Here is a 26,611-nt window from a genome sequence, read left to right on the forward strand (position 1 = left end):
CTTAGTGCAGCACCGCGCCTTCAATGTCCTCGTCGCCAAAGAACGGGGTCATCTGCGCCACGATCACGGCGTTTTCTTCCAGCGCCCGCTGCATCAGATCGCGCTCTTCATCACCAATCTCATGGCCTTCGGCCTCGCGTTCGGCGAGGGTGCCATACCCTGTGACATCCAGCGGTGCGGTGTCGGCCTGTTTCAGGATCGCAACGGTTTCGCGTACCGCCTCGGCTTCATCCACGCCCGAGGCATAGATCATCAGCGCCGCGCCCGTAGCGCCTTCAGGCAGCCCATCGCCCTCCTTGCGGCCGATCTGGACGAGGAGCGTATAGACTTGCTGGCGGGAGGGCTTTTTTTCTGGCTTTTTCTCAGACATGGCTCCGCCATAGCGCCGCGCCGGGTTTGACGCAAGCGGCCGGCGGGCCTCGCCTTTCATCTTTTCAAAAATATCCCGGGGTTTGGGGCAGAGCCCCAAAGAAAAAGCGTCCCAGCCAAAGCCGGAACGCCATGTATAAAACAGAACTGAGACTTTGATCAGTCGCGCAGCAGCTCGTTGATGCCGGTCTTGGAGCGGGTCTTCTCGTCCACGCGCTTCACAATCACTGCACAGTAAAGGTTCACACCGTTCTTGGACGGCATGGAGCCCGCAACAACCACGGAGTAAGGCGGAACTTCGCCGTACATCACTTCGCCGGTTTCGCGGTCGACGATCTTGGTGGACTGGCCGATGAATACGCCCATGCCCAGAACGGAACCTTCGCGCACGATCACGCCTTCGACAACCTCGGAACGGGCGCCGATAAAGCAGTTGTCTTCAATGATGGTCGGGCCTGCCTGCATGGGTTCCAGAACGCCGCCAATGCCGACGCCGCCGGACAGGTGCACGTTTTTGCCGATCTGCGCGCAAGAGCCAACGGTCGCCCAGGTGTCAACCATGGTGCCTTCACCAACGTGCGCGCCTAGGTTCACAAAGGACGGCATCAGCACCACGCCGGGTGCGATATAGGCGGATTTGCGAACAACGCAGTTCGGCACGGCGCGGAAACCTGCGTCTTTCCACTCGGCTTCGCCCCAGCCTTTGAACTTGCTGTCGACTTTGTCCCACCAGCCAGAGCCCTGCGGGCCGCCGGACTGCTCTTCCATGTCTTTCAGGCGGAAGCCCAGCAGAACCGCTTTTTTGGCCCACTGGTTGACGTGCCAGTCGCCGTTTTCCAGCTTCTCGGCGACGCGCAGTGTGCCGCCGTCCAGCGCTGCCAATGTGCTCTCAATGGCGTCACGGGTTTCGCCGGTGGTGGCGGGGGTGATGGTGTCACGGGCCTCCCAGGCGGCCTCGATTGCGGCTTCCAGCTGCGCGTTCGACATGGGTGTTCGCTCCAAGTTTAGAAGGATTCGAACCCTCATAACGGCATTTTGTCAGAACGTCATGGGGCAAGCGCGGCATAATGACGACAGGTCGCGCCCAATTGTTGCTTAACCGACCCGCCGCAGGTGGCGGCGCAGGATCGAACACGCCTCTGACAGGTCATCCCGTGCCACAGCTGCCAAGAGATCCGCATGATCCGCGTCCTGTCGCGGTTGGCGGCGTTCGGGCAGGCGGGCAAAGACATGGCGCGAGGCCGAAATGTGCAGATCCTCGATCGAAGACAGCAGCCGTGGCATGGCGCAGGGGCTGAGCAAGGACATATGAAACAGCCGGTCCTGCCGGTCCCATTCGGCCATGGTTTCGGCGGCATCACAGGCGTCGCGCGCGGCTGTGGCGCGGGCCAGGTCCGTTTTTGTCAGCTGCGGCAGCGCATGGGTCAGCGCCAGTGTTTCCAAGGCAATGCGCATTTCGATGACTTCGCGAATCTCGGTTGGCTCCAGATCCGTGACGCGGGTGCCTTTGTGGCGAATGGAAATTGCCAGCCCGCGCGCTTCCAGTCGCAGCAGCGCTTCGCGCACGGGGACATGGCTGGTCTCGTATTCGCGGGCGATATGGTCCTGCCGCAACGGCGCGCCTGCCTCCAGATCGCCGGTAACGATCCGTTCGAGCAGCGCGTGATAGATCCTGTCGACCGTGGTTTCTTGCATGAGAGACTCGATAGGGGGCCATGAAGCGTCGCGCAAGGGGGCACTGTCTGTTCAACTTGGCCGTTCTACGCCACAAGGTGGCGTTGACGCTGGTCTGCTTGCCCGGATGGCGCTAACCTGATCCTCTCGAAGTCAATTTTTACGATAAGCAGGCAATTCATATGAGCGACGACCGTCACAGCCGACTGACCGATGCCCACAAAGACATCGACCGTGCGGAACATGTGCCCTCCACCCCGCAGACCAATGCTCCGGCCTACCGGCTGGCCTATGCGGACGAGGACTTCCTTTGCCGTGAGGACCTGCGCCCGGTGCGCCTGCAGCTGGAACTTCTGAAACCCGAATTGATGCTTGATGAGGCCGGCATTGAAAGCACCGTGGTGCTGTTCGGCGGTGCGCGTATTCCTGAACCCGCCAAGAAAGACACCGCGCGCACACAAACGCTTGCGGATCTCAGCCATTTCTATGACGAGACGCGTACGTTTGCGAAGCTGATGACGGAAAAATCTATGGCGACCGGCGGCAAGCGCCATGTGATCGTCACAGGGGGTGGCCCCGGTGTGATGGAAGCGGGCAACCGCGGTGCGATTGATGCGGGCGGGGCCTCGATCGGGTTGAATATCGTTTTGCCGCACGAGCAGGCGCCGAATGAATACGTCACGCCCGAGCTGTGCTTTAACTTCCACTATTTCGCGATCCGCAAGATGCATTTCCTGATGCGTGCGGAAGCGATCTGTGTGTTCCCGGGCGGCTTTGGCACGCTGGACGAGTTGTTCGAGGCGCTGACCCTGATCCAGACCGGCCGGATGGAGCCGGTTCCCTTCCTGCTGTTTGGGTCCGAGTTCTGGAAAACCATCGTCAACTGGGACGCCCTGGCCGATGCCGGCACCATTGCCGACAAAGATCTGGAGCTGTTCAAGTTCGTCGACAGCGCCGAAGAGGCGATGGACGCGCTTGCCAACTGGCAGCCGGAACCGGTGCGCGAAACCCTTCCGGGTCGCAACTGATCCTATCTGCCTCGCCTTTCAGGGGCGGGGCGGTTTAGGCAAACTCAGCCGGCAGTACGCCGATCATTTCACCACGCGGCAGCCGGGTCAGCACCTGGGTGCCGTTTTCATCGCGCACCGACAGGCCGTGGCCACGTAGGCGAAACTTCCATTCGCGCGGGCTCAGCGCTTTGGCGCGTTCTTCGCGCACCAGCGCCAGAACGGATTGATCCATCTCTTGAGCGGTCGTCTGCGGGGTCATGGCTTCTGCCTCCATCCGTGTCTAACTGTTCCTGAATTCGAAACTGTTCGCCGGAAATGGCGGAAATTTTGCGCAAAAAGGGAAAGATTGTGGCGGTGGGGTAGTCGGGGCCAGCGCTGCCCCCAGATCTTGATCCGCAAACAAAAAGGGCCGCCACCGGCGACCCTTTTGTGATTCTGAGCCCAATGTTTAGCCCTTGGACATGCCTGCCTCGGCCTCGATTTGCTTGCGGGATTTGCGGGCGCGTTCGGTGGCCGACTTCAGCTGACCACAGGCGGCCATAATGTCTTCGCCACGGGTTTTGCGAATCGGAGAGGCATAGCCCGCCTGATAGATGATATTCGCAAAGGCCCGGATGCGGTTGTTGGACGAGCGTTTGTAAGGCGCGCCGGGCCATTCGTTAAAGGGAATCAGGTTGATCTTGGCCGGGATCTTGTAGCGTTCGATATGTTCGATCAGACGGTGTGCGTCTTCATCACTGTCGTTCACCCCATCCAGCATCACATATTCAAAGGTGATCCGTTCCGAGTTCGACACTTTGGGGTAGCTCGCCAGTGCTTGCAGCAGCTCATCAATGTTCCAGCGCTTGTTGATCGGCACCAGAACATCGCGGGTCTCGTTTGTGGTGGCGTGGAAGGAAATCGCCAGGAGGCAGCCGATTTCGTCTGCGGTGCGGGCAATTTCCGGCACCACGCCAGACGTCGACAGGGTGATGCGACGGCGGGACAGGGAAATGCCTTCCGGGTCCATGGCGATCTTCATCGCGTCGCGGACGTTTTCAAAGTTATAGAGAGGCTCGCCCATGCCCATCAGCACGATATTGGACAACAGGCGGGTTTCATCCTTGGGGGCGCCGGGGACGGGCCATTCGTCCAGATCGTCGCGCGCCATCATCACCTGGCCGATGATTTCGGCCGGGGTCAGGTTGCGGACCAGCTTCTGGGTGCCGGTGTGGCAGAAGGAACAGGTCAGCGTGCAGCCCACCTGAGACGAAATACACAGCGTGCCGCGGTCGTCTTCGGGGATATAGACCACCTCGACCTCGTGGCCGCCATTGATGCGCACCAGATATTTGCGGGTGCCATCGGTCGACACCTGACGGGAGACGACTTCGGGAATTCGGATCTCGAACTTTTCTTCCAGATCAGCGCGGTAGGCTTTGGCGAGGTTGGTCATCTCGGCAAAGTCGCGCTTGCCCCATTGGTAGATCCATTGCCAGATCTGACCGACGCGCATCTTGGCCTGCTTTTCCGGCGTGCCATTGGCGATCAGGGTTTCACGCATCTGGTCGCGGGTCAGGCCGACAAGATTGATCTTATCGCCCTCGGCCTCTTTGCGGGGCAGGGTCAGGACGTCTTGGGTAATCGGCGCAGATGCGGACATGTGGGAACCTCGCGTCGGAACGGGCTAGGAGCTTTCAGGGTGGATGCGGCTCTATATAGGATATTGCGGAAATAGCAAAAGGAAACCGCCCGGAAGGGGCGGCTTACTGTCGGCTATGATTGAGACGCATAGGGGAGGAGGGGCTTTGCCCCTCTGCCCGATGGGCATTCACCCCAGAGTATTTGGGGCCAAAAGAAGCCCGCCCGAGCGTCAGTTGCAGCGCTTGCGGGCATCATCCAGCGCTGCGGTAAAGCCCAGCAGCGAGAAGGTGTCTTTGGTCTGCGTGCCACGGGCAGAGCGCGCGGTCAGCACGGCTTCTTTGCCGCGCTTCATGGCGGCGATGATTTTTGCGTCCGCGTCTTCGGTTTCCGGCCAGGCCCATTCGCCTTGGGTGACCAGCGCGAATTTGTCATCGCCGATTTCCAAGTCTACGGTGGAGTTCGGGGCAAAGGGATAGCCGCCGGTGAAGGTCACGTTGGGGGCTTTGGTTTCGGACGGGCGGAAGAACACAAACAGGCGGATGGCGCTGCGGCGCACCGCGACGACGCGGCCGTCGCGGGTGTTGACCGGCGGTTTGGAGGTTTGCGAAGCCGCGAAGCATTCTTTTGGATCGGTTTCTTCAAACACGCTCCACGCCACATGGGCGCCGACGCGATTGGTTGAAGTGCCCTGTGCGGATGCTGTCAGTGTTGTTGCTGCCAATGCCACTGCAGCCACGCATGCACGAGCGGAAATTTGTCCCAGTTTCCAAGCCATCTGTCCTGCCTCCAAGACCGTCTAAAACCTCAAATATGCGCCCGGAGGTCGGGTTAACCGTTACTCTTCTCTTAACGGGCGCGCTTTTTTGCTGACACAAACATATTCGCGACGCAAGGGCCATGCGCAATTGGGGGTTTGGGCAGGAAATTGCCATCTTTGGGCAAAAAACTCTGGTATGGGGCTGGCCTAGCGTGCACAGCCTGATCAAGCAAAGAGGAGATCAGATCATGACACAGCCTGTCAGCCTTGTGGAACTTTGGCGTGGTGACCTGCTGGAAAGCCAGCATTGGGGCCATGCGGTGGTCTGTAACGGAGCTGGTCAGATTGTGGAGGCCTGGGGCGACCCTGAGGCTGTGGTCTATCCGCGCTCTTCTGCCAAAATGATCCAGGCATTGCCGCTGGTGACCTCGGGTGCGGCGGCGAAATATGGCTTGGGGCCTGAACATCTGGCGCTGGCGTCGGCGTCTCATAGCGGCGGCGCGATCCATGTGGAGGCGGTGTCGGACTGGGCTGGAAAGCTGGGTCTGACTGAAGGCGACTGGTGCTGCGGGCCGCAGACGCCGAAAGATCCGGTGGAACGGAAACGTGTGATCCGCGCCGGACAAAAGCCCGGCCAGTTCCACAACAATTGCTCTGGCAAACACGCTGGATTCTTGACGCTGAGCCAGCATTTGGCCTCGGGGCCGGACTACACGGCTATTGATCATCCGGTGCAACAGGCCGTACGCGCCGCCTTCGAGGAGGTCACCGGCGAGGCGTCTGATCATATTGGTCTGGATGGCTGCTCTGCGCCGAATTTCTCGACCTCAATGGTGGGGATGGCGCGGGCGATGGCGTGGTTTGCCACCGCCCACCAGCGCGCTGATCCGCTGAGCGCGGCGGCGGTGCAAATCCGTTCGGCCATGATGGCGCATCCCGACCTTGTGGCGGGCGAAGGCCGGGCCTGCACCCGCCTGATGCGGGCGCTGAATGGTAAGGGGGCGGTGAAAACCGGCGCCGAGGGGTATTTTGTTGCGATCCTTCCCGAGCAAGAGCTGGGCGTGGCGCTGAAGATTGCGGATGGCGCTACGCGGGCTGCGGAATGCGCCATTGCCGCGCTTTTGGTGCGCCTTGGGGCGCTTGACCGCGATGACCCGGAGGCACAGGCCTTTATTAACGCGCCGATCCAGAACTGGCGCGGGCTGCAATGCGGGGTCATGCGCCCTGCGGCGGGGCTGTTGGCCTGAGATTACATCTCGTGGATTTCCGCGACCTCGACGCTGCCAGACCCATCGAGAACCATGGGGCAGCCTTTGGCCAAATCGCAGGCGGCGTCGATCGTGTCGGCGGCAATAATGCTGTAGCCGGACACCGGATTGGCTCCGCCATCCCCCTGCACGCCTGCCTGAGACACGGTTTTTGACATCATCACCGGGTTGCCGCCGTCGATCACGGCTGCGCCCATATCCGAAAACCAAGCCATCCAGGCCGCCATGACCTTTTCGCCTTCTTCCGGGGTCTCGGGTGGGGTGCCACCGTGATAGACCAGTAAAAACTTGGGCATCTCGTTACTCCTTCCACTTTGCGATGGGGCAAGCCTACGCAAGGAGGGGTAGAATCAGCAAACCGGTTACAGCAGATCCCAGATCAGTTTTGCGGCCAGCGTCAGGGTGGTCAGCACCAGCAAAGGCTTGATCAGTCGCGCGCCCTGTTTTTGTGCGAGCGCCGCACCTGCGCGTGCGCCCAGAATCTGGGCACAGCCCATCGCCAGCCCGGTTGCCCACCACGGCGTTGCGACCACCGCAAAAGCCGCAAGTGCCCCGGCGTTAGAGGCAAAGTTCAACAGCTTTGTATGTGCGGTTGCTTTCAGCACGCCATAGCCCGCCATCGACACAAAGGCGATCATATAGAAGCTGCCCGCCCCCGGACCCAGCAGGCCGTCATAGGCGGCGCACAGCGGCACCATCGTGCCGGCAAATACCGCAGGCGCCATGCGCGCGGCGCGGTCGCTGTCGTTGAGCCCCTTCTTAAGGGCAAAGAACAGGGCAACGGCGACCAGCAGGACCGGTAGTACCAGCCGGATCAACTCGACCGGGAGGCGTGTCACCAAAAGCGCGCCTAGGATCGACGCCACAAAGGCAATGGCTGCGGATCCCGCCTGTGCGCGCAGGTTCACATGGCCGCCGCGGGCATAGGTCAGCGCCGCGGTGGCCGCGCCAAACAGCCCTTGGACTTTATTGGTGGCCAGCGCGGTCACTGGGTTTGCGCCCGCGATCAGCAGCACCGGCACAGTGATCAGCCCGCCACCGCCTGCAACCGCGTCGATGAACCCCGCCGCAAACCCTGCCGCCAGCAGCAGCGCCAGAACTTCGATCGAAACCTCGAACATGGATCAGACGGCGAAGTCGTCGCGGCTGTAGCCTTGGATGTACAAAAGCGCGGTCAGGTCGCCGTGGTTGATGCGGATCTCGCATTCCGCCGCGACCGAGGGTTTTGCGTGCAGGGCGACGCCAAATCCTGCGCGGCCCAGCATGCCAAGATCATTGGCCCCATCGCCAACGGCGATCACGTCCTGTTCCGTCAGGCCCAGACGAGCTGTAATCTGCTCCAGCGCGTCAACTTTGGCTTCGCGGCCCAGAATCGGGCGGCTGACCTCGCCAGTCAGTTTGCCATCTTCGGTGATCAGCGTATTGGCGCGGTTTTCATCAAAGCCCAGCTCGGACGCGACCCGCGCGGTAAAGGCGGTGAACCCGCCCGACACCAGCGCCGCATAGGCGCCATCTGCCTTCATCGTCGCCAGCAGGGTTTTGCCGCCGGGCATAAAGGTGATGCGCGTGTCCAGAACCTGACCAATCACGTCTTCCGGCAGTCCTTTCAGCAGGCCAACCCGTTCGGTCAGCGCACCGTCAAAATCCAGCTCGCCATTCATGGCGCGGGCGGTAATGTCTTTGACCCGTTCGCCAACACCGGCCTCATCGGCCAGCTCGTCAATGCATTCCTGCTGGATCATGGTACTGTCCATATCGGCCAGCAGCATTTTCTTGCGGCGGCCTTCGGTGGGCAGAATCACCAAATCCACCCCCATTTTTTGCAGATCCGCCCAGACGTCCCATTGATTACCCGGCTTCTCAGCCAGCGAAAATTCAGCCGCAATGCCTGGGTTCAGCCAGTTTGCCTCGCCGCCGCCCCAGGCATTGCGCAGGTTTTCAACCAGTGCAGGCTCCAACGACGGGGTGGTGGGGTTCACAAGCAAAGTGGCGGTAAACATGCGGTTTTGTCCTTTGGAAAGCGGAGTCTCCGCTTTCTTAACGACGGCTGAACAACAGGGCTAGGGGGCAGCGGCGTCGCACCCAAAAGTTTCCGATAGGCGTCAATATAGGTCGCAATTTGATCTGATATGGCCGCTATCGGTCGATTTTAGCTGTTGTGCACCGGCGTGCGGCCCCGTAGATCGGTCCGTGGGACACCTCTCCCCAACGAGAGGCGCGTATCTGAAAGGGTAGCAGTAATGGCTATTGAACAACCGGCAGCGCGGCCGGCAAACCCGCGTTTTTCCTCTGGCCCCTGTGCCAAACCCCCCGTTTTTGATCTCGCTAAACTGAGCGATGCGCCTCTGGGTCGCAGCCACCGTGCCGCTGTTGGCAAGGCCAAGCTGAAGGACGCCATTGAAGGCACCCGCGAGGTTCTCGGGATCCCTGCTGATTACAAAATCGGTATTGTTCCCGCGTCCGACACCGGCGCGGTCGAGATGGCCATGTGGAACCTGCTGGGCGAACGCAAGGTCGAGATGCTCGCTTGGGAAAGCTTTGGCGCGGGCTGGGTCACCGATGTGGTCAAACAGCTGAAAATCGACGCCGAGGTCAAAACCGCCGACTATGGCGAGATTGTCGACCTGAGCACCGTTGATCCCAAAAACGATGTGGTCTTCACCTGGAACGGCACCACTTCGGGCGTGAAGGTTCCCAATGGCGACTGGATTGCAGATGACCGCGAAGGTCTGACCATCTGTGATGCGACTTCTGCCGCCTTTGCGCAGGATCTGCCTTGGGACAAGCTGGATGTGACCACCTTCTCCTGGCAGAAGGTTCTGGGCGGCGAAGCGGCGCATGGCATGATCGTCCTGTCCCCGCGCGCAGTTGAACGTCTGGAAAGCTACACGCCCGCATGGCCGCTGCCGAAAATCTTCCGCCTGACCAAAGGTGGCAAGCTGATCGACGGCATCTTTACCGGCGCGACCATCAACACACCCTCGATGCTGTGTGTTGAAGATTACCTGCTGGCGCTGGATTGGGCGCGCAGCTTGGGTGGGCTTGAGGGCTTGAAAGCCCGCGCGGATGCCAATGCCGAAGCGGTGCATGCCTTTGTCTATGCCAACGACTGGATCGAAAATCTGGCGGTGGATGCGGCGACACGGTCGAACACCTCGGTTTGTCTGAAGTTCGCGGATGCGCGCATTCAGGATGGTGCGGCCTTTGCCAAGGCCGTGGCAAAACGTCTGGAGGCGGAAAACATCGCGCTGGACATCGGCGCCTACCGCGACGCCCCGGCGGGCCTGCGCATCTGGTGTGGCGGCACGGTTGAGACCGCCGACATTGAGGCGATGCTGCCCTGGCTGCAATGGGCCTTTGAGGCCGAGATCGCAGCCCAAGCCTAAAGGCATGTGCCCGGCGGCGGACGCCGGGCCATTTTCCCCTATTTTGTGGCCCAAAGCGGCCCCCCGACATCAAAGGACCAAGACCCATGGCTCCCAAAGTACTCGTCTCTGACAAACTTTCTGAAACCGCCGTCCAGATCTTCCGTGACCGCGGCATCGATGTGGATTTCCTGCCCGACGTGGGTAAGGACAAGGAAAAGCTGGCGGAAATCATCGGCCAATATGATGGCCTCGCCATCCGTTCCGCGACCAAGGTGACCCCGACCATTCTGGAAGCGGCCACCAACCTCAAGGTTGTGGGTCGTGCTGGTATTGGCACCGACAATGTGGACAAAGAAGCGGCCTCCAAGAAGGGCGTGATCGTCATGAACACGCCGTTCGGCAACATGATCACCACGGCAGAACACGCGATTGCGATGATGTTTGCGGTGGCCCGTCAGATCCCCGAGGCGTCCGAATCCACCCACGCGGGTAAGTGGGAAAAGTCCAAGTTCATGGGCGTTGAGCTGACCAACAAAACCCTTGGCGTGATCGGTGCGGGCAACATTGGTGGCATCGTCTGCGACCGTGCCCGTGGCCTGAAGATGAAAGTCGTCGCCTTTGACCCCTTCCTGTCCGAAGAAAAAGCCGCGAAAATGGGCGTCGAGAAGGTCGAGCTGGACGATCTGCTGACCCGCGCCGACTTCATCACCCTGCACGTGCCGCTCACTGATGGCACCCGCAACATCCTGTCTGCTGAAAACCTCGCCAAGACCAAGAAAGGCGTGCGCATCATCAACTGTGCCCGCGGGGGTCTGGTCGATGAGGAAGCCCTGGCAGAGCTGCTGAAATCCGGCCACGTGGCTGGCGCGGCGTTCGACGTTTTTGCGGAAGAGCCCGCAAAAGAGAACGCCCTGTTCAACCTGCCCAACGTGGTCTGCACCCCGCACCTCGGTGCCGCCACCACCGAGGCTCAGGAAAACGTTGCCCTGCAGGTCGCCGAGCAGATGTCCAACTATCTGCTGACCGGTGCCGTGGAAAACGCGCTGAACATGCCGTCCGTGACCGCCGAAGAAGCGCGCGTGATGGGGCCGTGGATCAAACTGGCCGACCACCTTGGCAACTTTGCGGGCCAGATGTCGGACGAGCCGATCACCGCGATCAATGTGCTTTATGATGGCGTCGTGTCTGAAATGAACCTCGAGGCGCTGAACTGCGCCGTGATCGCCGGTATCATGAAAAACGTGAACCCGGATGTGAACATGGTGTCGGCCCCGGTTGTCGCCAAAGAGCGTGGCATCCAGATCTCTACCACCAATCAGGATAAATCCGGCTCCTTTGATGGCTACATCAAAGTGACCGTGGTCACCGCCAAGCGCGAGCGGTCTGTTGCGGGCACCGTCTTCTCGGATGGCAAGCCGCGTTTCATCCAGATCAAAGGCATCAATATCGACGCCGAAGTGGGCGCGCATATGCTCTACACCACCAACGAAGATGTCCCCGGCATCATCGGTGCGCTGGGTCAGACCATGGGTGATATGGACGTGAACATTGCGAACTTTACCCTGGGCCGCTCTGACGCGGGCGGCGAAGCGATTGCGCTTCTGTACGTCGACGCACCGGTGCCCGCCGAAGCGCGTGCGAAACTGGCAGAGCTGGGCCTGTTCACCCAGATCAAACCGCTGCACTTCGATGTTGCCTAAGCGACCCCGCCGATAAAATCACCAAGGCCCGCCAATTTGGCGGGTCTTTTTTGTTTGTGTTTGCAGGGGGCGAGTGCGGGTTTTCCAGCCTTTGCAACCACGGTAGGGCTGCTAGGTTGGCACCATATTGTTTTGTGGATTGCTTTTGAAATTATGGTTTTGAACAAGAAAAAACTCTTTGAAGTTTTAGGACTTGCCGCGCTCCCTCTCGTTTTTTGGTTCTTGTGTGACGACGGCCTGTCTGAACGTGAGGCTTGGTCGCGTTTCGTGGTTGTCATGTTGCTGTCCGTCGCGCTGTGGCCGCTGCGCTACTGGCCAAATGCATTGGGGCAACCGCTTGGATATAAGGTCTGTTTTGCTGTCTTTCTGGGATTGTACTTCGGGCTTATGATGATGCTGGCTCTTTCCGGCGAAGGGGTCATCATTGAGCCGCTCATCTCCCTGCTGCTCTCGGGTGGGATCTTTGGGGCGTCAATGCTGCGCTTTCAAAAAGGTCATCCCAATGCACCACTTGTGCCGCAGTCGGTGTGGCGGGCCATGGCAATGCGACTGGCCGTTGGTGTCTTCGGTCCCACTTTGATGATTCTGGGCGGTGGGTTGCCGCTGTCCGCAGCCGGTTTGGTCGGGGTCGCTATGCTGTTCGCAGTGCCCCAGCCTTCTGAAGCGGGCTTGCCCAAAACAGAGGCACGTGTGCGGCAGGCCATTGGGTTCCTGTTACTCTTGGGGTTTATTGGGGTGCAGGTATTCCTCTGAAGGCGGCTTTCTTATGACCCAGCCCATTTATGCCATTGGCGACAGCCACGGCCACCTTGACCAATTGCTTGAACAGATTGCCCTGATCGAAGCTGATGGGGGCAAGGACGCAAAGATCATCTTTTTGGGTGACTATGTGGATCGGGGCCCCGACAGCTACGGCGTGATCGAACATCTGGCGCAGGGGCTGGATGCGGGGCGCAACTGGGTCTGCCTCAAGGGCAACCATGACCGTATGTTTGAATGGTTCCTCGAAGACGTGCCGCGCCATGATCCGCATATGCTGGTCGGCTATCATTGGCTGCATGACCGTATTGGCGGCGTCGCCACGCTGGCCTCTTACGGGGTCGAGGTGCCCGACCGCATCCGGCTCGAAGATCTGCACGCACAGGCAAAGGCCGTGGTGCCACAGTCCCATGTGGATTTCCTGCAGGCGCTGAGGCCATATCATCAGGAACAAGAGCTGTTGTTTGTCCATGCAGGCGTACGGCCCGGCGTTGCGCTGGAGGATCAGATCGAAAATGACCTCGTCTGGATCCGCGACGGGTTTCTGGACTTCGACGGCAGCTACCCTTGGCTTGTTGTCCATGGGCACACGGCGCTGGACCACCCCATCCATTTTGGAAATCGCGTCGACCTGGACGGTGGGGCTGCTTATGGCCGCGCGCTGCGGTCTGCGGTGTTTGACGGCACCGACGTGCAGCTTCTTTCGGCGCAGGGGCGCGAGCCGATGGTAAGGAATTCCTGAGGTTCGCAGACATTTACAGGAATTTCATTTGAGAAAGGCGCGGTTAGCGCCTAAACTCAACCATAGGCTGATTTCGTTCGTCCTTGGTTGGTCGGTTCCTTGTTAGGTTCCATGTAACCAGTTAATCAGCCTGTTTTTTATTTTGTCCCTTTGTTTTTTTCGAGTGGGCAGGCCTTTGTTCCATGTGGCCTGCTCACTCTTTTTTTCGGCCCTGATCCATGTGCCCTGATCAACGGGCCATGGTCACCAGGTCTGGATTACGTCCAATCCAGCACGACCTTGCCGCTTTGTCCGGATTTCATCGCAGCAAAGCCATCTTTGAACTCATCCACACCATAGCGGTGGGTGATCACTTTGCTCACGTCGAGGCCGTTTTGCAGCATTGCGATCATCTTGTACCAGGTTTCAAACATCTCGCGGCCGTAGACCCCTTTGATGGTGATCGCCTTGAACACAATCCGCGACCAGTCGACGGGGGATTTGCCCGGCGGAATGCCCAAGAGCGCAATCTTGCCGCCCATCACGAGGCTTTCGACCATCTGATCCAGCGCGACCTGGTTGCCGGACATCTCCAGCCCCACATCAAAGCCCTCTTTCAGGCCCAGCTCTTGTTTGACGTCGTTCAGGTCTTCTTTGGCGACATTCACTGTGCGCACATCGGCAACCTTCTCGGCCAGCGCCAGACGGTCGGGGTTGATGTCGGTGATCACCACATTGCGGGCCGAGGCATGGCGCGCGACGGCTGCCGCCATAATGCCAATGGGGCCCGCGCCAGTGATCAGCACGTCTTCGCCCAACAAATCAAAGCTCAGCGCGGTGTGCACCGCATTGCCAAGCGGGTCGAGGATCGCGCCGATCTCGTCCGGGATATCGTCGGGCAGGGGCACCACGTTGAACGCGGGCAGGCGCAGGTATTGCGCAAAGGCCCCCTGTTCATTGACCCCAATGCCACGGGTGCCGGGATCTAGGTGGAACTTGCCCGACCGCGACTGACGGCTGTCATATTCCACCAGATGGCCTTCGCCCGAGCAGCGCTGACCAATCCGCAGGCCAGTCACATCCTTGCCCAGCTCCACGATCTCACCGGCAAATTCATGGCCTGTGATCATCGGTGTCGGCACCGTGTTGGCCGCCCAGTCATCCCAGTTCCAGATGTGAATATCGGTGCCGCAGATGCCGGTCTTGTTGACCTTGATAAGCACCTCGTCCGGGCCGATTTCCGGCACCGGGGCCTGCACCATCCACAGGCCTTCTTCGGGCTTGGATTTCTCAAGGGCTTTCATCGTATTCGGCAGCATATCAGATCACTCCACAGGCTTTGCCGGCCACCTCAAAGGCGTTCAGCGCGCGGGTCAGGTCCTCGCGGGTCAGGGCGGCATTCATCTGCGTGCGGATGCGGGCCTGCCCTTTGGGCACAACCGGGAAGAAGAAGCCAGAGACATAGACGCCTTCTTCAAACAGGGTGGAAGCCATCGCCTGTGCCAGTTTGGCATCGCCAAGCATAACAGGGACAATCGGGTGTTCGCCGGGCAGCAGCTCAAACCCCAGCTCGGTCAGCCCGTCGCGCCAGAACTTGGTGTTCTCAAACAGCTGCGCGCGCAGGGCGTCGCCTTCTTCGACCAGGCGGATCGCCTCAATGCCCGCGGCGACAATCGCCGGCGGCAGAGAGTTCGAGAACAGATAGGGGCGGGCGCGCTGGCGCAGCAGGTCAATCACCGGCTGTGGACCGGCGATATAGCCACCGATCGACCCACCCATCGCCTTGCCCAGTGTGCCGGTCATAATGTCGATATCGACGCCAAAATGGTCCGGCGTGCCTGCACCGCGCGGCCCCATGAAGCCTGTGGCGTGGCAGTCATCGACCATCACAACTGCGTCGTATTTATCAGCCAGCGCGCGCACGGCGGGCAGGTTCGCCAGATACCCATCCATGGAGAACACGCCATCGGTGGCAATCATGATATGGCGCGCACCTGCGGCGCGGGCCTCTTTCAGCTTGGCTTCCAGATCGTCCATGTCGTTGTTGGCATAGCGATAGCGCTGCGCCTTACAGAGGCGAATGCCGTCAATGATCGATGCGTGGTTCAGACTGTCGGAAATGATTGCGTCCTCGGACGTCAGCAGCGGTTCGAACAACCCGCCATTGGCGTCAAAGCAAGCCGCAAACAGGATCGAGTCGTCTTTGCCCAGGAACTTTGCCAGCTTCTGCTCCAGCTCGCGGTGCAGATCCTGTGTACCGCAGATAAAGCGGACCGAGGCCATGCCAAAGCCTTTGTCGTCCATGACGCCTTTTGCTGCCGCAATCAGATCGGGATGATCTGCCAGACCCAGATAGTTGTTGGCGCAAAGGTTGATCACGTCGCGTTCGCCAACCTTGATCGTGCCCGCCTGCGGCGAGGTGATCATGCGTTCGCGCTTATAAAGACCATCCGCTTCGATCTGCGTGAGGGTCTCGGAAATGTGGTTCAGAAACTGTGTGGCCATGGATGCTCTCCGTCGATTTCCTGAATTTCTGACATATTGGATTTTATTCCGTAAAGCCGGATTGCGACATTGCGGAGGAAAAATCCACCATTGCGGACACTATCGGAAACAGCAGTTCCAAATAGAAACAGGCCGCGCCCATTGGGTGCGGCCTGTCTATGACTGTAACATATCGGAGTGTTTTAGCTTGATTTGACGATCAGAAAGACCCTTGCTGGCCCATCAGAGGTTACAATTTTATGAGCAACGTCAGCGGCATAGCGCGCCGTGTCGCCGGGAGAGAGCCTGTCGGAGGCGCTGCCGGATTCAACCGTCACCTGACCTTCCAGAACGGTCAGCTGTTCCAGTGTTCCGGGGCCGTGTGGCTGGCTTGCCAGTTCCGCACCCGAATCGAGCCGGATGTCATAGACCTCATGTCCGCCGGCATCTTCGGGCGGGGACAGGATCATAATCCGACATCCTTTGGAGCGATTCTCGATCATCGGGACCTGATTTGCGCGCAGAACATCGATGCTGTCCTTGGCCTCGTGATTCTCCAGCAGGCCCGCAAAATCCACCTGCAGCGCGCGGGTCAGGTTCCACAGCGTCGCAATCGTCGGAGAGCTTTCGCCCCGTTCGATCTGGCTTACCATCGAACGCGACACGCCCGACAGGTTGGCCACGGCTTCAAGGCTCAGGCCTTGTGCGCGGCGCGCTTCCTTCAAGCGGGCGGGCAGGAGGGTGAGGATGTCGTCGCTGTTTTCCGTCATGGCGGAATGTCTGCTGCCTGCGTCTTGCTTTGTCAATGACGGGACGTTGCGCGCGACACCACCCATGGCAGAGGTCATAGTGACGCCAAACCGCTCAGCAGGGAGAATTTCTATGACGGATATCGTGATCTTGGATGGCGCACGGACGGCGATTGGTACGTTCGGTGGCGCATTGGCGCAAACCAGCCCGATCGATCTGGGGACGGTCGCCACTAAAGCGGCGCTTGCGCGTTCGGGTGTTGACGGGGGGCAGATCGGCCATGTGGTCTTTGGCCATGTGATCAATACGGAACCGCGCGATATGTATGTGGGTCGTGTGGCCGCCATGCAGGCGGGCATTCCGGAGACCACGCCCGCAATGACGGTGAACCGCCTGTGTGGGTCGGGTGCGCAGGCGATTGTTTCTGGTATTCAGTCGCTGATGCTGGGGGACGCTGAGTTTGCCCTGACCGCGGGTTCTGAGAATATGTCGCGCAGCCCGTATATTATGCAGAACGCGCGCTGGGGTCAGAAAATGGGCGATGTGAAGTCGCTCGACATGATGCTGGGCGCGCTGAACTGCCCGTTTGGCACGGGCCATATGGGTGTCACGGCCGAAAATGTCGCTGACGAGCATGAGATCACGCGCGCGGAAATGGATGCTTTTGCCCTGACCAGTCAACAGCGTGCCGCCGCAGCGATTGAGGCGGGATACTTCAAAGAGCAGATCGTCCCTGTTGAGGTGAAGATCAAGCGTGACCTGGTGCCATTTGAAGTGGACGAACACCCCAAGGCCACCACCGCCGAGGCCTTGGCGGGGTTGCGCCCGGTGTTCCAGAAAGACGGGCAGGTCACCGCAGGCAATGCCAGCGGCATCAACGATGGTGCCGCCGCGCTGGTTCTGGCCCGCGCAGAAGCAGCAGAAAAAGCAGGCCTGAAACCAAAGGCGCGTATCCTTGGGTATGCGCATGCAGGTGTTCGCCCAGAGGTCATGGGCATTGGCCCCGTTCCTGCGGTTCAAAAGCTGCTGGAGAAAACCGGCCTGCAAGCGAGCGATTTTGATGTCATCGAATCCAATGAAGCTTTTGCATCGCAAGCGCTGGCAGTGAACAAGGTGTTGGGGCTGGATCCGGCGGTTGTGAACCCCAATGGTGGCGCAATTGCGCTGGGTCACCCAGTGGGGGCGACGGGCGTGATCATCACGGTGAAGGCGCTGTATGAGTTGGAACGCATTGGCGGCAAACGCGCGATCATCACCATGTGTATTGGCGGTGGTCAGGGCATTGCCATCGCAATCGAACGCCTCTGATCAGGGGAGGGGCTTTGCCCCTCTGCGCTGGCGCGCATTCACCCCAGGATATTTGGAAAAAGATGAAAGGCGCCGGGTGCGTGATGCCCGGCTTCTTTGCGGTTTTAAGCGACACCTAGATCTTCGGCGGGGCCAAAGAATTCAAAGTGGATGCGATCCATGCTGACGCCCGCATCGCGCAGCCCCTTGATTGCCATGGCCATGAACCCTTTTGGTCCACAGATGTAGTAGTCAGACGCCGCCAGGTTGGTATTGGCCGCTAGCCAGTCGGGGCTCATCCGTCCGGCAATGTCATAGTTTGCAGTGTCGCTGTCTTCCGGGGCCTCGTAAAAGACCACAGACCGCGAGGCCAAAGCCCGACTATGAGCGCCCATTGCGTGGGTTTTCCCGTTCAATGTGGCGTGTACGAAGGTGGTCTGAGCCACGCTGCCCGAGAGGCTTTCCAGCATCGACACCATTGGGGTCAGGCCCACGCCGGCCGACAGCAGCACCACATCGCGTTTTTCCGGGGCAAGGAAGAACTCGCCCGCGGGTGCGGCCACGTGCAACAGGTCACCGACCTTCGCGCCGTCATGCAGCCATCCGCTGACTTTGCCGCCGGGCTCGCGTTTCACGGTGATGCGGTAATGATCGGTGTTCGGACCGCAGGAAATGGAATAGTTTCGCCGCGCCTGGCCTGTTTCCGGACGGTCAAAAGCGAAGGACAAATACTGTCCCGGCTTGTGACGCATGACGCTGTTGCCATCCACTGGGCGCAGCACGAAGGATTTGATCGTTTCGCTTTCTTCCCGGATCTCGGCGATGCGGAATTCCCGGAATCCTTCCCAACCGCCTTCGCTGGCAGCGATCTGTTTGTACATGCTGTCTTCGGTGTCGATCAGCAGGTTAGCAAGGACCCAGTAGGCTTCGCCCCAGGCATTCAGGACATCGGGGGTTGCAGCCTCACCCAGCACATCGGCGATCGCCTGCAGCAAGGCGTTGGCGACGTGAACATAATGATGCGGCTTGATCTGAAGACCGACGTGTTTGTTGACGATCCGGTCCACCACGGGGCCCAGCACGGCGAGGTTATTGATGTTCTTTGCGTAGCCCAGGATCGCATTGGTGAGCGCTGCGTGCTGGGGCGAATCGCCGGATTGGTGACTCTGGTTGAACAGCGCGCGGATTTCAGGATCCGCCAGCAGATGCTGATACATGGTCGCAACGACCTGCTTCCCGTGCTGTTCAAGGGCAGGAACAGTTGCGGCGACGATCGCTTTGGTTTCAAGGCTCAGTGGGTTGGTCATGGTCCAAACTCTTTGCTTTTCCGAGGAGGCTAAAAACATTCAGTGAGAATGAATGTATTTGGTGGAGTTGAAACATTCAACCCAGTTGAATATTAAATCAGAAGGCAAGGAGGGCGCGATGAAGCTGAATCTAAAAACTGACTATGCGCTTAGGGTGCTGATTTTCCTCAGTAATAAGCCGGAGGAGATGTTTGATATTGAGACATTGAGCCGCACCTATGATTTGCCCGCAAGTTCGCTGATGAAGATCGTGAGCGAACTGGTCGCGGCCGGGTTTGTACACAGCACACGCGGCCGGTCTGGCGGAATTCGCATTGGCAAAGACCCCGCAGAAATTCGTGTCGGCGATGTGGTGCGCGCCATGGGCGAAGGGATGCAGATGGTTGATTGCTCGACCTGTTTGCTGGTCAGCAATTGCAAACTGGCGGGGGTCCTATGTGAGGCCGCGCAGGCCTTTGAGGCGGTTCTGATGAAGTACCGCCTCAGTGATCTATTGGCAGGCCCGGCCCCGGTTCTTGTGCCCTTTCAGACAGAGGGGCGCCCGGTTCAAGCCTAGGCGCTTACATCAGCCAGCTGCCAAGCGCGGCAATGGCAAGCCCTGCAACCAAACCGCCCGCAGCTGGCGCTATCCAGGCGCGACGGGCGTTGTTTTGGGCGTCTTCCCCGTTCTGCGCAATAAGGGCGCGTTCCACCAATGCGGGCAGGCGGGGGCCAAAACGGGCCAGAACCTTAGCGGTTTTCGCCAGATCCGAGGCCACAGCGCGGGGGCCGATGGAGGTCTTGATGTAGTCCTCGACCACGGGGCGCGCAACTTCCCAGATGTTAATGTGCGGGTCGAGCGAGCGCGCCACGCCTTCGACCACAACCATGGTGCGTTGCAGCAGGATCAGTTCGGTTCGGGTTTCCATGCCAAAGCGTTCGGTCACCTCAAACAGGTAATTCAGCAGCCGTCCCATAGAGATATGCGAGGCATCCATGCCAAAGATCGGCTCGCCAACCGCACGCAGGGCACGGGCAAATTCGTCCACATCCTGATGGGCGGGCACATAGCCGGCTTCAAAATGGACCTCGGCCACGCGCTTGTAATCGCGGCGGATAAATCCAAAAAGAATCTCGGCATAGACGCGGCGCGTATATTCATCAATGTGACCCATGATACCAAAATCATAGGCAATGATATCGCCATTCGGGGCGACCTTCATATTGCCCTGGTGCATGTCGGCGTGGAAGAAACCATCGCGCAGCGCGTGGTTTAGGAACAGCGACAGCACCCGTTCGCCAAGCGCGCGGCGATCGTGGCCCGCTGCATCCAGCGCATCATTGTCACCAATGGGGCTGCCATCGGCCCAGCCAAGCGTCATCACGCGACGCGAGGAGTATTCCCAATTCACCGGCGGCAGGCAGAACCCTTCGTCTTTGTCGGTATTGGCGGCAAATTCCGAGGCAGCAGAGCTTTCCAGACGCAGGTCCAATTCGCCGTTCACCACGCCTTCAAAATGGGTGATGACCTCCATCGGGCGCAGGCGGCGCGCACCGGGCGCGCAGAGCGAGACAATGCGCGCTGCCAGATAGAAGGCGTCTACATCCTTGCGAAAAGCGCGTTCAATGCCGGGGCGCAGCACTTTGACGGCCACTTCCTGCCCGTTTTGTTTCAAGCGGGCGCGGTGTACCTGCGCGATCGAGGCCGCGGCAATGGGTTCGGAAAACTCAGAAAAGATCTCAGACACCGGCTGGCCCAGTTCGCGCTCGACCTCGGCCAGGGCTTCGTCTTTGGAAAACGGCGGCAGCTTGTCCTGAAGGACACGCAGCTGCTGGGCCAGCTCGTCCCCGACCACATCGGGGCGCGTGGACAGAACCTGACCGAATTTGATGTAGGCCGGACCCAGCGCCGTCAGCGCGCGGGTGGCGGGGGGCATGTCAGGATCACCGGCATAGCCCATCCATTGGAAGGGCCATCCCAGCGCATAAGCAACGGCGCGCAGGGGGGCAGGGGCCTCAAACGCGTCCAGCACGACATTCATCGCACCTGTGCGCACCAGTGTTGCGCCTGTGCGGATCAGGCGGACAATATTATGGGGACCACGCATGGATCAGATCTTCCAGCCAGAGTGCAGGGCGGCAATGCCCATCGACAGGTTGCGGTACTTGGCGTTCTCGAAACCCGCTTTGCGCACCATCGACAAGAAAGTGTCCTGATCCGGGAAGTTGCGGATCGATTCCACCAAATACTGGTAGCTGTCATAGTCGCCCGCAATCATCTGGCCCATGCGGGGGATGACGTTGAAGGAATAGAGGTCATAGAGCTTCTGCAGCCCTTCATTGGGCAGCTGCGAGAACTCCAGCACCATGAGCCGACCACCGGGTTTCAGCACCCGGTAGGCCTCGTTCAGGGCCACTTGCGGGCGGGTCACGTTCCGGATGCCAAAAGAGATGGTGTAGACGTCGAAGGTATTGTCCTTGAACGGCAGCGCCATGGCGTCGCCGGTGACCCAGTCGAGGCTATCTGCCATCTGGTCGGCCTCGGCGCGCAGGCGGCCTTCTTCCAGCATCGGGCGTGTCAGATCCAGCACGGTCGAATGGCCGTAGCCTGCGCGTTTCAGGAAGCGGAAGGAAATGTCACCGGTGCCGCCCGCCACATCCAACAGCTTCTGACCAGGGCGCGGTGCCAGCCAATCCATCATCGCGTCTTTCCAGACGCGGTGGATGCCGACACTCATCACGTCGTTCATGATATCGTATTTGGAGGCGACCGAGTTAAAGACCCCCTGAACACGCCCGGCTTTTTCATGCTCGGGCACGGTTTCGAAACCAAAATGGGTGGTGCTCTCAGTTTTCTCGGTCATGCGGCTTGCCGTCCTTGATGTTTCGCTCTTGTTATAGAGCGCTGACAGGGCGGCACAATGCGCCCAAGTGTACGAGGAGCATGTAATGCCTGAATTGCCCGAGGTCGAGACGGTGATGCGCGGTCTGCGCCCATCGATGGAAGGTGCGGTGATCCAGCACGCCGAGGTCCGCCGCCCGGATCTGCGCTGGCCCTTTCCGGATCGCATGGCGGCGCGGTTGACCGGTGCGCGGGTTCTGGCGATGCGACGGCGGTCAAAGTACATTCTCGCGGAACTGGACACCGGTGAGACACTGCTGATCCACCTGGGCATGTCGGGACGTATGACAGTGTCAGGCGACCCGCTGGGGCAGTTTGTGCATGATCACCCGCAACAGGAAAAGCACGACCATGTGATGTTCGACATGGACAATGGCGCGCGCATCACCTTCAACGACCCGCGCCGATTTGGGGCGATGGATCTGCTGGATACGGCAACTGCTGAGGACAGCAAGCTGCTGTCGGTCCTTGGTCCCGAACCCTTTGCAAATGAGTTCAACGAAGACCACCTGATTGCGGCCCTGAAAGGCAAGAACACGCCGATCAAAACCGCGCTTCTTGACCAGGGAATCATTGCCGGGCTTGGAAATATTTACGTCTGCGAGGTCCTTTTTCGGGCGGGTATTTCGCCCAAACGAAAGGCAGGCCAGATATCTGCCCCGCGCATAGCAGCACTGGTTCCGATCATTCGGGAGGTGCTGCGAGACGCCATTGACGCGGGCGGATCCTCGCTCAAGGATTTCCGGCAAGCCAATGGAGAGCTTGGATATTTCCAGCATTCCTTTGACGTCTATGGCCGCGAGGGAGAGCCCTGCCGACGCGAGGGTTGCGGTGGTAGCGTAAACAGAATCACGCAATCAGGTCGGTCTTCTTTCTATTGTGGCAAGTGCCAAAGATAGCTTGAATGAACCTGAGTGCGTGGTAAGGACTCGGGCTCGAGAGAAACAACTGAAAGCGAATTGTCATGGCCTTTGAGACGCTCAACGTCGATATTCAGGACCACGTCTGCACCATCAAGCTGAACCGGCCTGAAGCGTTGAATGCGCTCAACAGCGTTCTTGTGAGAGAGCTCTGCGAAGCTCTTGAGGAAGCCGACGCCAGCGACAAGGTGCGCTGTATTATCCTGACTGGTTCCGAGAAGGCTTTTGCTGCGGGCGCCGACATCAAGGAAATGTCCGAGCTGACCTATGTGGAGGTCTTTGCCTCCAATCTGTTCGCCAGCGCCAATGATCGTATCGCGGCGATCCGCAAACCGATCATCGCGGCAGTCGCCGGTTACGCGCTGGGCGGCGGCTGCGAACTGGCAATGCTGTGCGATTTCATCATCGCGGCCGACAATGCGAAATTCGGCCAGCCCGAGATCAACCTCGGTGTGACCGCAGGTATTGGTGGCACGCAACGCCTGACGCGTTTTGTGGGCAAGTCCAAATCCATGGACATGAACCTGACAGGCCGTTTTATGACCGCAGAAGAAGCGGAACGTTCGGGTCTCGTTTCGCGTGTGGTTCCGGCCAAGAAACTGATGGAAGAAGCCACCGGCGCGGCGCAGAAGATTGCTGAGAAATCTCTGCTGACCGCTATGGCGGTGAAGGAAGCGGTGAACCGTTCCTACGAGCTGCCGTTGAACGAGGGGCTATTGTTCGAGCGGCGGGTCTTCCATTCAATGTTTGCGACCGAAGATCAGAAAGAGGGCATGGCTGCCTTCTTAGAAAAGCGCGAAGCACAGTTCCGAGACAAGTAACAAGGCGGATAGGGGCGGTGACCTTTAGGTGATCTCCCCGTGAGGTCACCACGCCAAAAGGAGAGGATGGCGGGTCCCGAACCAGGGCCCGCCGTTTTTGTTCCAAAGCTTTGATGGCTTTTTTGTCAGGGGGGCTAAACAAGGGTCCGGTGTTCGACCCACTTGCCAAGCCCCGCCCTTTCCGGTAGAGACCTCCGCCATACATGCGCGTGCAGCCCGCTCTGGCTAGAATCACACCGGTGGATCTGATCCGGGTTTGGCTGGCATTCGCCCTTTTTTGAAACGAACCCGAAGATAAGGTCCAATACCATGGCAAATAGCCCTCAGGCCAAGAAGCGCGCACGTCAGAACGAAAAACGCTTTGCAGTCAACAAAGCCCGTCGTTCGCGCATCCGCACCTACCTGCGTAAAGTAGAAGAAGCCATCGAATCCGGTGACAAGGAAGCAGCGACCGCAGCTCTGCGCGCAGCTCAGCCGGAACTGATGCGCGGCGTCACCAAAGGCGTTTACCACAAGAACACCGCATCCCGTAAAGTGTCCCGTCTGGCATCCCGCGTTAAAGCGCTGGGCTGATTCCAAACGGAGCTGTGACGCAAGCGTTACGGTTTTACGGAATTGCTGATTCCTTCCCCAGATGGGGATAAAATTGACGGAATCGAACATTCAAAGGCGCCGCGCCCCGCGGCGCCTTTTTCATATTTGCCGGATTCCCATTTCCCCCACAGAGTCGTGGGGATTCTTTGTGGGGGATTCCGGAGTCAACATCATAGTTCAGTTGCCGCCTACCGCTTGGAATTGGTACCACTGTTCCAGCGATTCATTCGCTGGGGGGACAGGCTGCCAGCGGCGATTCTAACGGGCATTAGAACCGCCAACAGCTTCGGATCTTGCGCTTTCGAGACCTATGTCTTGTGGGCCATGATGAAGTTGTTTTGCCACTTCCGGAGACCTTTGTCGGTTACCGGTTGTGGATATCCTGTCTTTTTCGGTGAGCTCGGGTCGAGCGTTTTACGCGTCGGATGTGTGTGTTCCGCGCGTGGTGGCGTTTTTCATATTGGGAAACATCTCTCAGGCTGTCTTTGTGCAAAGTCAGTCGACGCTCTTCCTATGCCTGATCGCTGTCGGGCGGCCTTCGGTTGGTCCGACGCTGAGACGAATAAGGAAAGGTCCCTTCCAATTGGGGCCACAATGATAGGAATGCGTGAGGCGCAGCATGAACGAAGATACCTGGGGCCAACTAAGAAACCGTTTGCTTAAGACGGTCGGGCAGAACAACTATACGACTTGGATTGAACCGCTGGAACTGGAGCGCGTGGATGCCGGTGTGGCAACCTTTCAGGTTCCAACGAACTTTATGGGCAATTATGTCAGTCAGAACTTCTCTGACCTGATTCTGCACGAATTCTCCCTGTCGGGTGAACCGGTGCAGCGACTGGCCTTTAAAGTGGCGGCGAATTCTCCGACACGTCCCGTGCAGCCCACCCCTGCCAAGCCTGCTGCGGCCCCGAGCCCGGTGCGCGAGGCGTCCAGTGTGATGGAGACTGCCGTGTCCGAGAAATCCCCCTTGGAAGAGCTGCAAGCCGCGCCGCTTGATCCGCGCTATACCTTTGACAGCTTTGTTGTGGGTAAACCGAACGAACTGGCGCATGCTGCCGCACGCCGCGTTGCCGAAGGTGGTCCGGTCACCTTTAACCCACTGGTGCTTTATGGTGGTGTTGGCTTGGGTAAAACCCATCTGATGCACGCCATTGCGTGGGAGCTGACCGAGAAGAACCCGCACCTGAACGTGCTGTATCTGTCGGCTGAGCAGTTCATGTATCGCTTTGTGCAAGCGCTGCGCGAACGCCGCATGATGGACTTTAAACATCTGTTCCGGTCCGTGGACGTGCTGATGGTCGATGATGTTCAGTTTATCGCCGGCAAAGATTCCACTCAGGAAGAGTTCTTCCACACCTTCAACGCGCTGGTGGACCAGAACAAACAGATCATTATCTCTGCCGACCGTGCGCCCGGCGAGATCAAGGATCTGGAAGACCGAGTGAAATCCCGTCTGCAGTGCGGTCTGGTCGTCGACCTGCACCCGACCGACTATGAGCTGCGTCTGGGCATCCTGCAGACCAAGGTTCAACAGAACCGCCAGACCTACCCGGATCTGAAGATCCAGGATGGCGTTCTGGAGCTGCTGGCGCACCGCATTTCGACCAACGTGCGTGTTCTTGAAGGTGCGCTGACCCGCCTGTTCGCCTTTGCCTCGCTGGTGGGTCGCGAGATCGACATGGAGCTGACCCAGGACTGTCTGGCCGACGTGCTGCGGGCGTCCGAGCGCAAGATCACCGTTGAGGAGATCCAGCGTAAAGTGTCCGAGTACTACAATATTCGGATGTCGGATATTATCGGCCCGAAGCGCCTGCGCTCTTATGCGCGTCCGCGTCAGGTGGCGATGTATCTGTGCAAACAGTTGACCAGCCGCAGCCTGCCGGAAATTGGCCGCCGCTTTGGTGGGCGCGACCACACCACTGTCATGCACGGTGTGAAGCGGATCGAAGAACTGAAGACCATCGACGGCCAGATCGCCGAAGATGTGGAAATGCTGCGCCGCGCGCTTGAGGCCTAAGACAAGCGAACAACAGGCCGCGCCTCTATGAGGTCTGTTGCCAAACGGTCCCGGTTGCCCGCCGGGGCCGTTTTTTTGACCCAACCCACCGTGTTAAGTGTGCCTTGCGCAACACCGCATTGGCCTTGGGCAAGGTTTGCGGCCGTGGTGCTGGGTCAGCCCTTGACGGTTCTGTAAAACCTTAGAAGAAATCTACAAAAAACCTTGTGTCACAGGCGCGAGGCGGTAACCTGCCGGTCCCTACCAACGTTGGCGCGGCAGAAACGCCCGCACAAGAACACCCAAGACGCAGGGACCC

At 59.3% G+C, this 26,611-nt stretch carries 27 protein-coding genes; 12 read left to right on the forward strand and 15 right to left on the reverse strand.

Annotated features, from left to right (window positions below):
• Position 1 precedes the first annotated feature (1 nt).
• The 3 genes from TRM7557_RS12965 to TRM7557_RS12975 all read right to left on the reverse strand — a co-directional run bounded on the left by TRM7557_RS12965 (position 2) and on the right by TRM7557_RS12975 (position 2,064).
• A complete protein-coding gene (locus TRM7557_RS12965) occupies positions 2-370 on the reverse strand; it encodes a hypothetical protein (RefSeq protein ID WP_058290744.1) in 369 nt (122 codons plus the stop codon).
• A gap of 158 nt (positions 371-528) precedes the next feature.
• Entirely contained in the window at positions 529-1,356 is an 828-nt protein-coding gene (dapD, locus tag TRM7557_RS12970) for a 2,3,4,5-tetrahydropyridine-2,6-dicarboxylate N-succinyltransferase (protein ID WP_058290616.1), read from the reverse strand.
• Between the two features lie 108 nt (positions 1,357-1,464).
• Positions 1,465-2,064, reverse strand: a complete 600-nt coding sequence (locus TRM7557_RS12975) for a GntR family transcriptional regulator (protein WP_058290617.1) — start codon at positions 2,062-2,064, stop codon at positions 1,465-1,467.
• A gap of 161 nt (positions 2,065-2,225) precedes the next feature.
• Between TRM7557_RS12975 and TRM7557_RS12980 the strand changes: the two genes are divergently transcribed.
• Positions 2,226-3,071, forward strand: a complete 846-nt coding sequence (locus TRM7557_RS12980; RefSeq protein ID WP_058290618.1) for an LOG family protein — start codon at positions 2,226-2,228, stop codon at positions 3,069-3,071.
• Between the two features lie 34 nt (positions 3,072-3,105).
• Here TRM7557_RS12980 and TRM7557_RS12985 read toward each other — a convergent pair whose 3' ends face one another.
• The 3 genes from TRM7557_RS12985 to TRM7557_RS12995 form a co-directional block, all read right to left on the reverse strand.
• On the reverse strand, positions 3,106-3,312 hold the full coding sequence (locus TRM7557_RS12985) for a hypothetical protein (protein WP_058290745.1): 207 nt from the start codon (positions 3,310-3,312) through the stop codon (positions 3,106-3,108).
• Between the two features lie 189 nt (positions 3,313-3,501).
• Positions 3,502-4,695, reverse strand: a complete 1,194-nt coding sequence (gene rlmN, locus TRM7557_RS12990) for a dual-specificity RNA methyltransferase RlmN (protein WP_058290619.1) — start codon at positions 4,693-4,695, stop codon at positions 3,502-3,504.
• 210 nt (positions 4,696-4,905) lie between these two features.
• On the reverse strand, positions 4,906-5,451 hold the full coding sequence (locus tag TRM7557_RS12995) for an invasion associated locus B family protein (protein WP_058290620.1): 546 nt from the start codon (positions 5,449-5,451) through the stop codon (positions 4,906-4,908).
• A gap of 230 nt (positions 5,452-5,681) precedes the next feature.
• On the opposite strand from TRM7557_RS12995, the gene TRM7557_RS13000 reads away from it, so the two are divergent.
• Positions 5,682-6,680 carry an asparaginase gene (locus TRM7557_RS13000; protein ID WP_058290746.1) on the forward strand — a complete coding sequence of 333 codons (999 nt, stop codon included), beginning with the start codon at positions 5,682-5,684 and terminating at the stop codon, positions 6,678-6,680.
• A 2-nt stretch (positions 6,681-6,682) separates the two neighbouring features.
• Here TRM7557_RS13000 and TRM7557_RS13005 read toward each other — a convergent pair whose 3' ends face one another.
• The 3 genes from TRM7557_RS13005 to serB all read right to left on the reverse strand — a co-directional run bounded on the left by TRM7557_RS13005 (position 6,683) and on the right by serB (position 8,701).
• Positions 6,683-6,997, reverse strand: coding sequence for a YciI family protein (locus TRM7557_RS13005; RefSeq protein ID WP_058290621.1), 315 nt, complete (start codon positions 6,995-6,997; stop codon positions 6,683-6,685).
• 66 nt (positions 6,998-7,063) lie between these two features.
• On the reverse strand, positions 7,064-7,822 hold the full coding sequence (locus TRM7557_RS13010) for a TSUP family transporter (protein ID WP_058290622.1): 759 nt from the start codon (positions 7,820-7,822) through the stop codon (positions 7,064-7,066).
• A 3-nt stretch (positions 7,823-7,825) separates the two neighbouring features.
• Positions 7,826-8,701 carry a phosphoserine phosphatase SerB gene (gene serB / locus TRM7557_RS13015; RefSeq protein WP_058290623.1) on the reverse strand — a complete coding sequence of 292 codons (876 nt, stop codon included), beginning with the start codon at positions 8,699-8,701 and terminating at the stop codon, positions 7,826-7,828.
• A gap of 240 nt (positions 8,702-8,941) precedes the next feature.
• Between serB and TRM7557_RS13020 the strand changes: the two genes are divergently transcribed.
• From TRM7557_RS13020 to TRM7557_RS13035, 4 genes are all read left to right on the forward strand, one after another.
• Positions 8,942-10,087: a phosphoserine transaminase gene (locus TRM7557_RS13020; protein ID WP_058290624.1), complete on the forward strand. Its 1,146-nt coding sequence runs from the start codon at positions 8,942-8,944 to the stop codon at positions 10,085-10,087.
• Positions 10,088-10,173: 86 nt separating this feature from the next.
• Positions 10,174-11,769, forward strand: a complete 1,596-nt coding sequence (gene serA, locus TRM7557_RS13025; RefSeq protein ID WP_058290625.1) for a phosphoglycerate dehydrogenase — start codon at positions 10,174-10,176, stop codon at positions 11,767-11,769.
• Positions 11,770-11,805: 36 nt separating this feature from the next.
• Positions 11,806-12,522, forward strand: a complete 717-nt coding sequence (locus TRM7557_RS13030; RefSeq protein WP_131727554.1) for a hypothetical protein — start codon at positions 11,806-11,808, stop codon at positions 12,520-12,522.
• A gap of 13 nt (positions 12,523-12,535) precedes the next feature.
• On the forward strand, positions 12,536-13,270 hold the full coding sequence (locus TRM7557_RS13035) for a metallophosphoesterase (protein ID WP_058290627.1): 735 nt from the start codon (positions 12,536-12,538) through the stop codon (positions 13,268-13,270).
• A 257-nt stretch (positions 13,271-13,527) separates the two neighbouring features.
• Here TRM7557_RS13035 and tdh read toward each other — a convergent pair whose 3' ends face one another.
• From tdh to TRM7557_RS13050, 3 genes are all read right to left on the reverse strand, one after another.
• Positions 13,528-14,553 (reverse strand): L-threonine 3-dehydrogenase, encoded by a 1,026-nt coding sequence (gene tdh / locus TRM7557_RS13040; protein ID WP_058290747.1) that lies wholly within the window; start codon positions 14,551-14,553, stop codon positions 13,528-13,530.
• A gap of 16 nt (positions 14,554-14,569) precedes the next feature.
• On the reverse strand, positions 14,570-15,754 hold the full coding sequence (locus TRM7557_RS13045) for a glycine C-acetyltransferase (protein ID WP_058290628.1): 1,185 nt from the start codon (positions 15,752-15,754) through the stop codon (positions 14,570-14,572).
• Positions 15,755-15,936: 182 nt separating this feature from the next.
• On the reverse strand, positions 15,937-16,503 hold the full coding sequence (locus TRM7557_RS13050) for a helix-turn-helix domain-containing protein (protein ID WP_058290629.1): 567 nt from the start codon (positions 16,501-16,503) through the stop codon (positions 15,937-15,939).
• A gap of 112 nt (positions 16,504-16,615) precedes the next feature.
• Between TRM7557_RS13050 and TRM7557_RS13055 the strand changes: the two genes are divergently transcribed.
• Positions 16,616-17,791 carry an acetyl-CoA C-acyltransferase family protein gene (locus TRM7557_RS13055; protein WP_058290630.1) on the forward strand — a complete coding sequence of 392 codons (1,176 nt, stop codon included), beginning with the start codon at positions 16,616-16,618 and terminating at the stop codon, positions 17,789-17,791.
• Positions 17,792-17,895: 104 nt separating this feature from the next.
• On the opposite strand, the gene hmpA is transcribed toward TRM7557_RS13055, so the two are convergent.
• Positions 17,896-19,077 (reverse strand): NO-inducible flavohemoprotein, encoded by a 1,182-nt coding sequence (hmpA, locus tag TRM7557_RS13060; protein ID WP_058290631.1) that lies wholly within the window; start codon positions 19,075-19,077, stop codon positions 17,896-17,898.
• Between the two features lie 118 nt (positions 19,078-19,195).
• Between hmpA and TRM7557_RS13065 the strand changes: the two genes are divergently transcribed.
• The gene (locus TRM7557_RS13065; RefSeq protein ID WP_058290748.1) at positions 19,196-19,633 is read left to right on the forward strand and encodes an RrF2 family transcriptional regulator; all 438 of its coding nucleotides are present in this window, start codon (positions 19,196-19,198) and stop codon (positions 19,631-19,633) included.
• Positions 19,634-19,637: 4 nt separating this feature from the next.
• Here the strand turns inward: TRM7557_RS13065 and ubiB are convergent, their stop codons facing one another.
• Entirely contained in the window at positions 19,638-21,164 is a 1,527-nt protein-coding gene (gene ubiB, locus TRM7557_RS13070; RefSeq protein WP_058290632.1) for a 2-polyprenylphenol 6-hydroxylase, read from the reverse strand.
• A 3-nt stretch (positions 21,165-21,167) separates the two neighbouring features.
• Complete coding sequence (gene ubiE, locus TRM7557_RS13075) at positions 21,168-21,920, reverse strand: bifunctional demethylmenaquinone methyltransferase/2-methoxy-6-polyprenyl-1,4-benzoquinol methylase UbiE (protein ID WP_058290633.1); 753 nt, start codon at positions 21,918-21,920, stop codon at positions 21,168-21,170.
• 85 nt (positions 21,921-22,005) lie between these two features.
• Between ubiE and mutM the strand changes: the two genes are divergently transcribed.
• From mutM to dnaA, 4 genes are all read left to right on the forward strand, one after another.
• Positions 22,006-22,857 (forward strand): bifunctional DNA-formamidopyrimidine glycosylase/DNA-(apurinic or apyrimidinic site) lyase, encoded by an 852-nt coding sequence (gene mutM / locus TRM7557_RS13080; RefSeq protein ID WP_058290634.1) that lies wholly within the window; start codon positions 22,006-22,008, stop codon positions 22,855-22,857.
• Positions 22,858-22,922: 65 nt separating this feature from the next.
• Positions 22,923-23,699, forward strand: a complete 777-nt coding sequence (locus tag TRM7557_RS13085; RefSeq protein ID WP_058290635.1) for an enoyl-CoA hydratase — start codon at positions 22,923-22,925, stop codon at positions 23,697-23,699.
• A 309-nt stretch (positions 23,700-24,008) separates the two neighbouring features.
• Positions 24,009-24,272, forward strand: a complete 264-nt coding sequence (rpsT, locus tag TRM7557_RS13090) for a 30S ribosomal protein S20 (protein ID WP_058290636.1) — start codon at positions 24,009-24,011, stop codon at positions 24,270-24,272.
• 640 nt (positions 24,273-24,912) lie between these two features.
• On the forward strand, positions 24,913-26,313 hold the full coding sequence (gene dnaA, locus TRM7557_RS13095; RefSeq protein WP_058290637.1) for a chromosomal replication initiator protein DnaA: 1,401 nt from the start codon (positions 24,913-24,915) through the stop codon (positions 26,311-26,313).
• Positions 26,314-26,611 lie beyond the last annotated feature (298 nt).

Origin of the sequence: Tritonibacter multivorans (genome assembly GCF_001458415.1) — a bacterium.
In the GTDB taxonomy this organism is placed as follows: domain Bacteria; phylum Pseudomonadota; class Alphaproteobacteria; order Rhodobacterales; family Rhodobacteraceae; genus Epibacterium; species Epibacterium multivorans.

Bases quoted from the DNA above. Each gene is read 5' to 3' on its own strand.
- TRM7557_RS12965 (WP_058290744.1), bottom strand. From the start codon at position 370: ATGTCTGAGAAAAAGCCAGAAAAAAAGCCCTCCCGCCAGCAAGTCTAT.
- dapD (WP_058290616.1), bottom strand. From the start codon at position 1,356: ATGTCGAACGCGCAGCTGGAAGCCGCAATCGAGGCCGCCTGGGAGGCC.
- TRM7557_RS12975 (WP_058290617.1), bottom strand. From the start codon at position 2,064: ATGCAAGAAACCACGGTCGACAGGATCTATCACGCGCTGCTCGAACGG.
- TRM7557_RS12980 (WP_058290618.1), top strand. From the start codon at position 2,226: ATGAGCGACGACCGTCACAGCCGACTGACCGATGCCCACAAAGACATC.
- TRM7557_RS12985 (WP_058290745.1), bottom strand. From the start codon at position 3,312: ATGACCCCGCAGACGACCGCTCAAGAGATGGATCAATCCGTTCTGGCG.
- rlmN (WP_058290619.1), bottom strand. From the start codon at position 4,695: ATGTCCGCATCTGCGCCGATTACCCAAGACGTCCTGACCCTGCCCCGC.
- TRM7557_RS12995 (WP_058290620.1), bottom strand. From the start codon at position 5,451: ATGGCTTGGAAACTGGGACAAATTTCCGCTCGTGCATGCGTGGCTGCA.
- TRM7557_RS13000 (WP_058290746.1), top strand. From the start codon at position 5,682: ATGACACAGCCTGTCAGCCTTGTGGAACTTTGGCGTGGTGACCTGCTG.
- TRM7557_RS13005 (WP_058290621.1), bottom strand. From the start codon at position 6,997: ATGCCCAAGTTTTTACTGGTCTATCACGGTGGCACCCCACCCGAGACC.
- TRM7557_RS13010 (WP_058290622.1), bottom strand. From the start codon at position 7,822: ATGTTCGAGGTTTCGATCGAAGTTCTGGCGCTGCTGCTGGCGGCAGGG.
- serB (WP_058290623.1), bottom strand. From the start codon at position 8,701: ATGTTTACCGCCACTTTGCTTGTGAACCCCACCACCCCGTCGTTGGAG.
- TRM7557_RS13020 (WP_058290624.1), top strand. From the start codon at position 8,942: ATGGCTATTGAACAACCGGCAGCGCGGCCGGCAAACCCGCGTTTTTCC.
- serA (WP_058290625.1), top strand. From the start codon at position 10,174: ATGGCTCCCAAAGTACTCGTCTCTGACAAACTTTCTGAAACCGCCGTC.
- TRM7557_RS13035 (WP_058290627.1), top strand. From the start codon at position 12,536: ATGACCCAGCCCATTTATGCCATTGGCGACAGCCACGGCCACCTTGAC.
- tdh (WP_058290747.1), bottom strand. From the start codon at position 14,553: ATGAAAGCCCTTGAGAAATCCAAGCCCGAAGAAGGCCTGTGGATGGTG.
- TRM7557_RS13045 (WP_058290628.1), bottom strand. From the start codon at position 15,754: ATGGCCACACAGTTTCTGAACCACATTTCCGAGACCCTCACGCAGATC.
- TRM7557_RS13050 (WP_058290629.1), bottom strand. From the start codon at position 16,503: ATGACGGAAAACAGCGACGACATCCTCACCCTCCTGCCCGCCCGCTTG.
- TRM7557_RS13055 (WP_058290630.1), top strand. From the start codon at position 16,616: ATGACGGATATCGTGATCTTGGATGGCGCACGGACGGCGATTGGTACG.
- hmpA (WP_058290631.1), bottom strand. From the start codon at position 19,077: ATGACCAACCCACTGAGCCTTGAAACCAAAGCGATCGTCGCCGCAACT.
- TRM7557_RS13065 (WP_058290748.1), top strand. From the start codon at position 19,196: ATGAAGCTGAATCTAAAAACTGACTATGCGCTTAGGGTGCTGATTTTC.
- ubiB (WP_058290632.1), bottom strand. From the start codon at position 21,164: ATGCGTGGTCCCCATAATATTGTCCGCCTGATCCGCACAGGCGCAACA.
- ubiE (WP_058290633.1), bottom strand. From the start codon at position 21,920: ATGACCGAGAAAACTGAGAGCACCACCCATTTTGGTTTCGAAACCGTG.
- mutM (WP_058290634.1), top strand. From the start codon at position 22,006: ATGCCTGAATTGCCCGAGGTCGAGACGGTGATGCGCGGTCTGCGCCCA.
- TRM7557_RS13085 (WP_058290635.1), top strand. From the start codon at position 22,923: ATGGCCTTTGAGACGCTCAACGTCGATATTCAGGACCACGTCTGCACC.
- rpsT (WP_058290636.1), top strand. From the start codon at position 24,009: ATGGCAAATAGCCCTCAGGCCAAGAAGCGCGCACGTCAGAACGAAAAA.
- dnaA (WP_058290637.1), top strand. From the start codon at position 24,913: ATGAACGAAGATACCTGGGGCCAACTAAGAAACCGTTTGCTTAAGACG.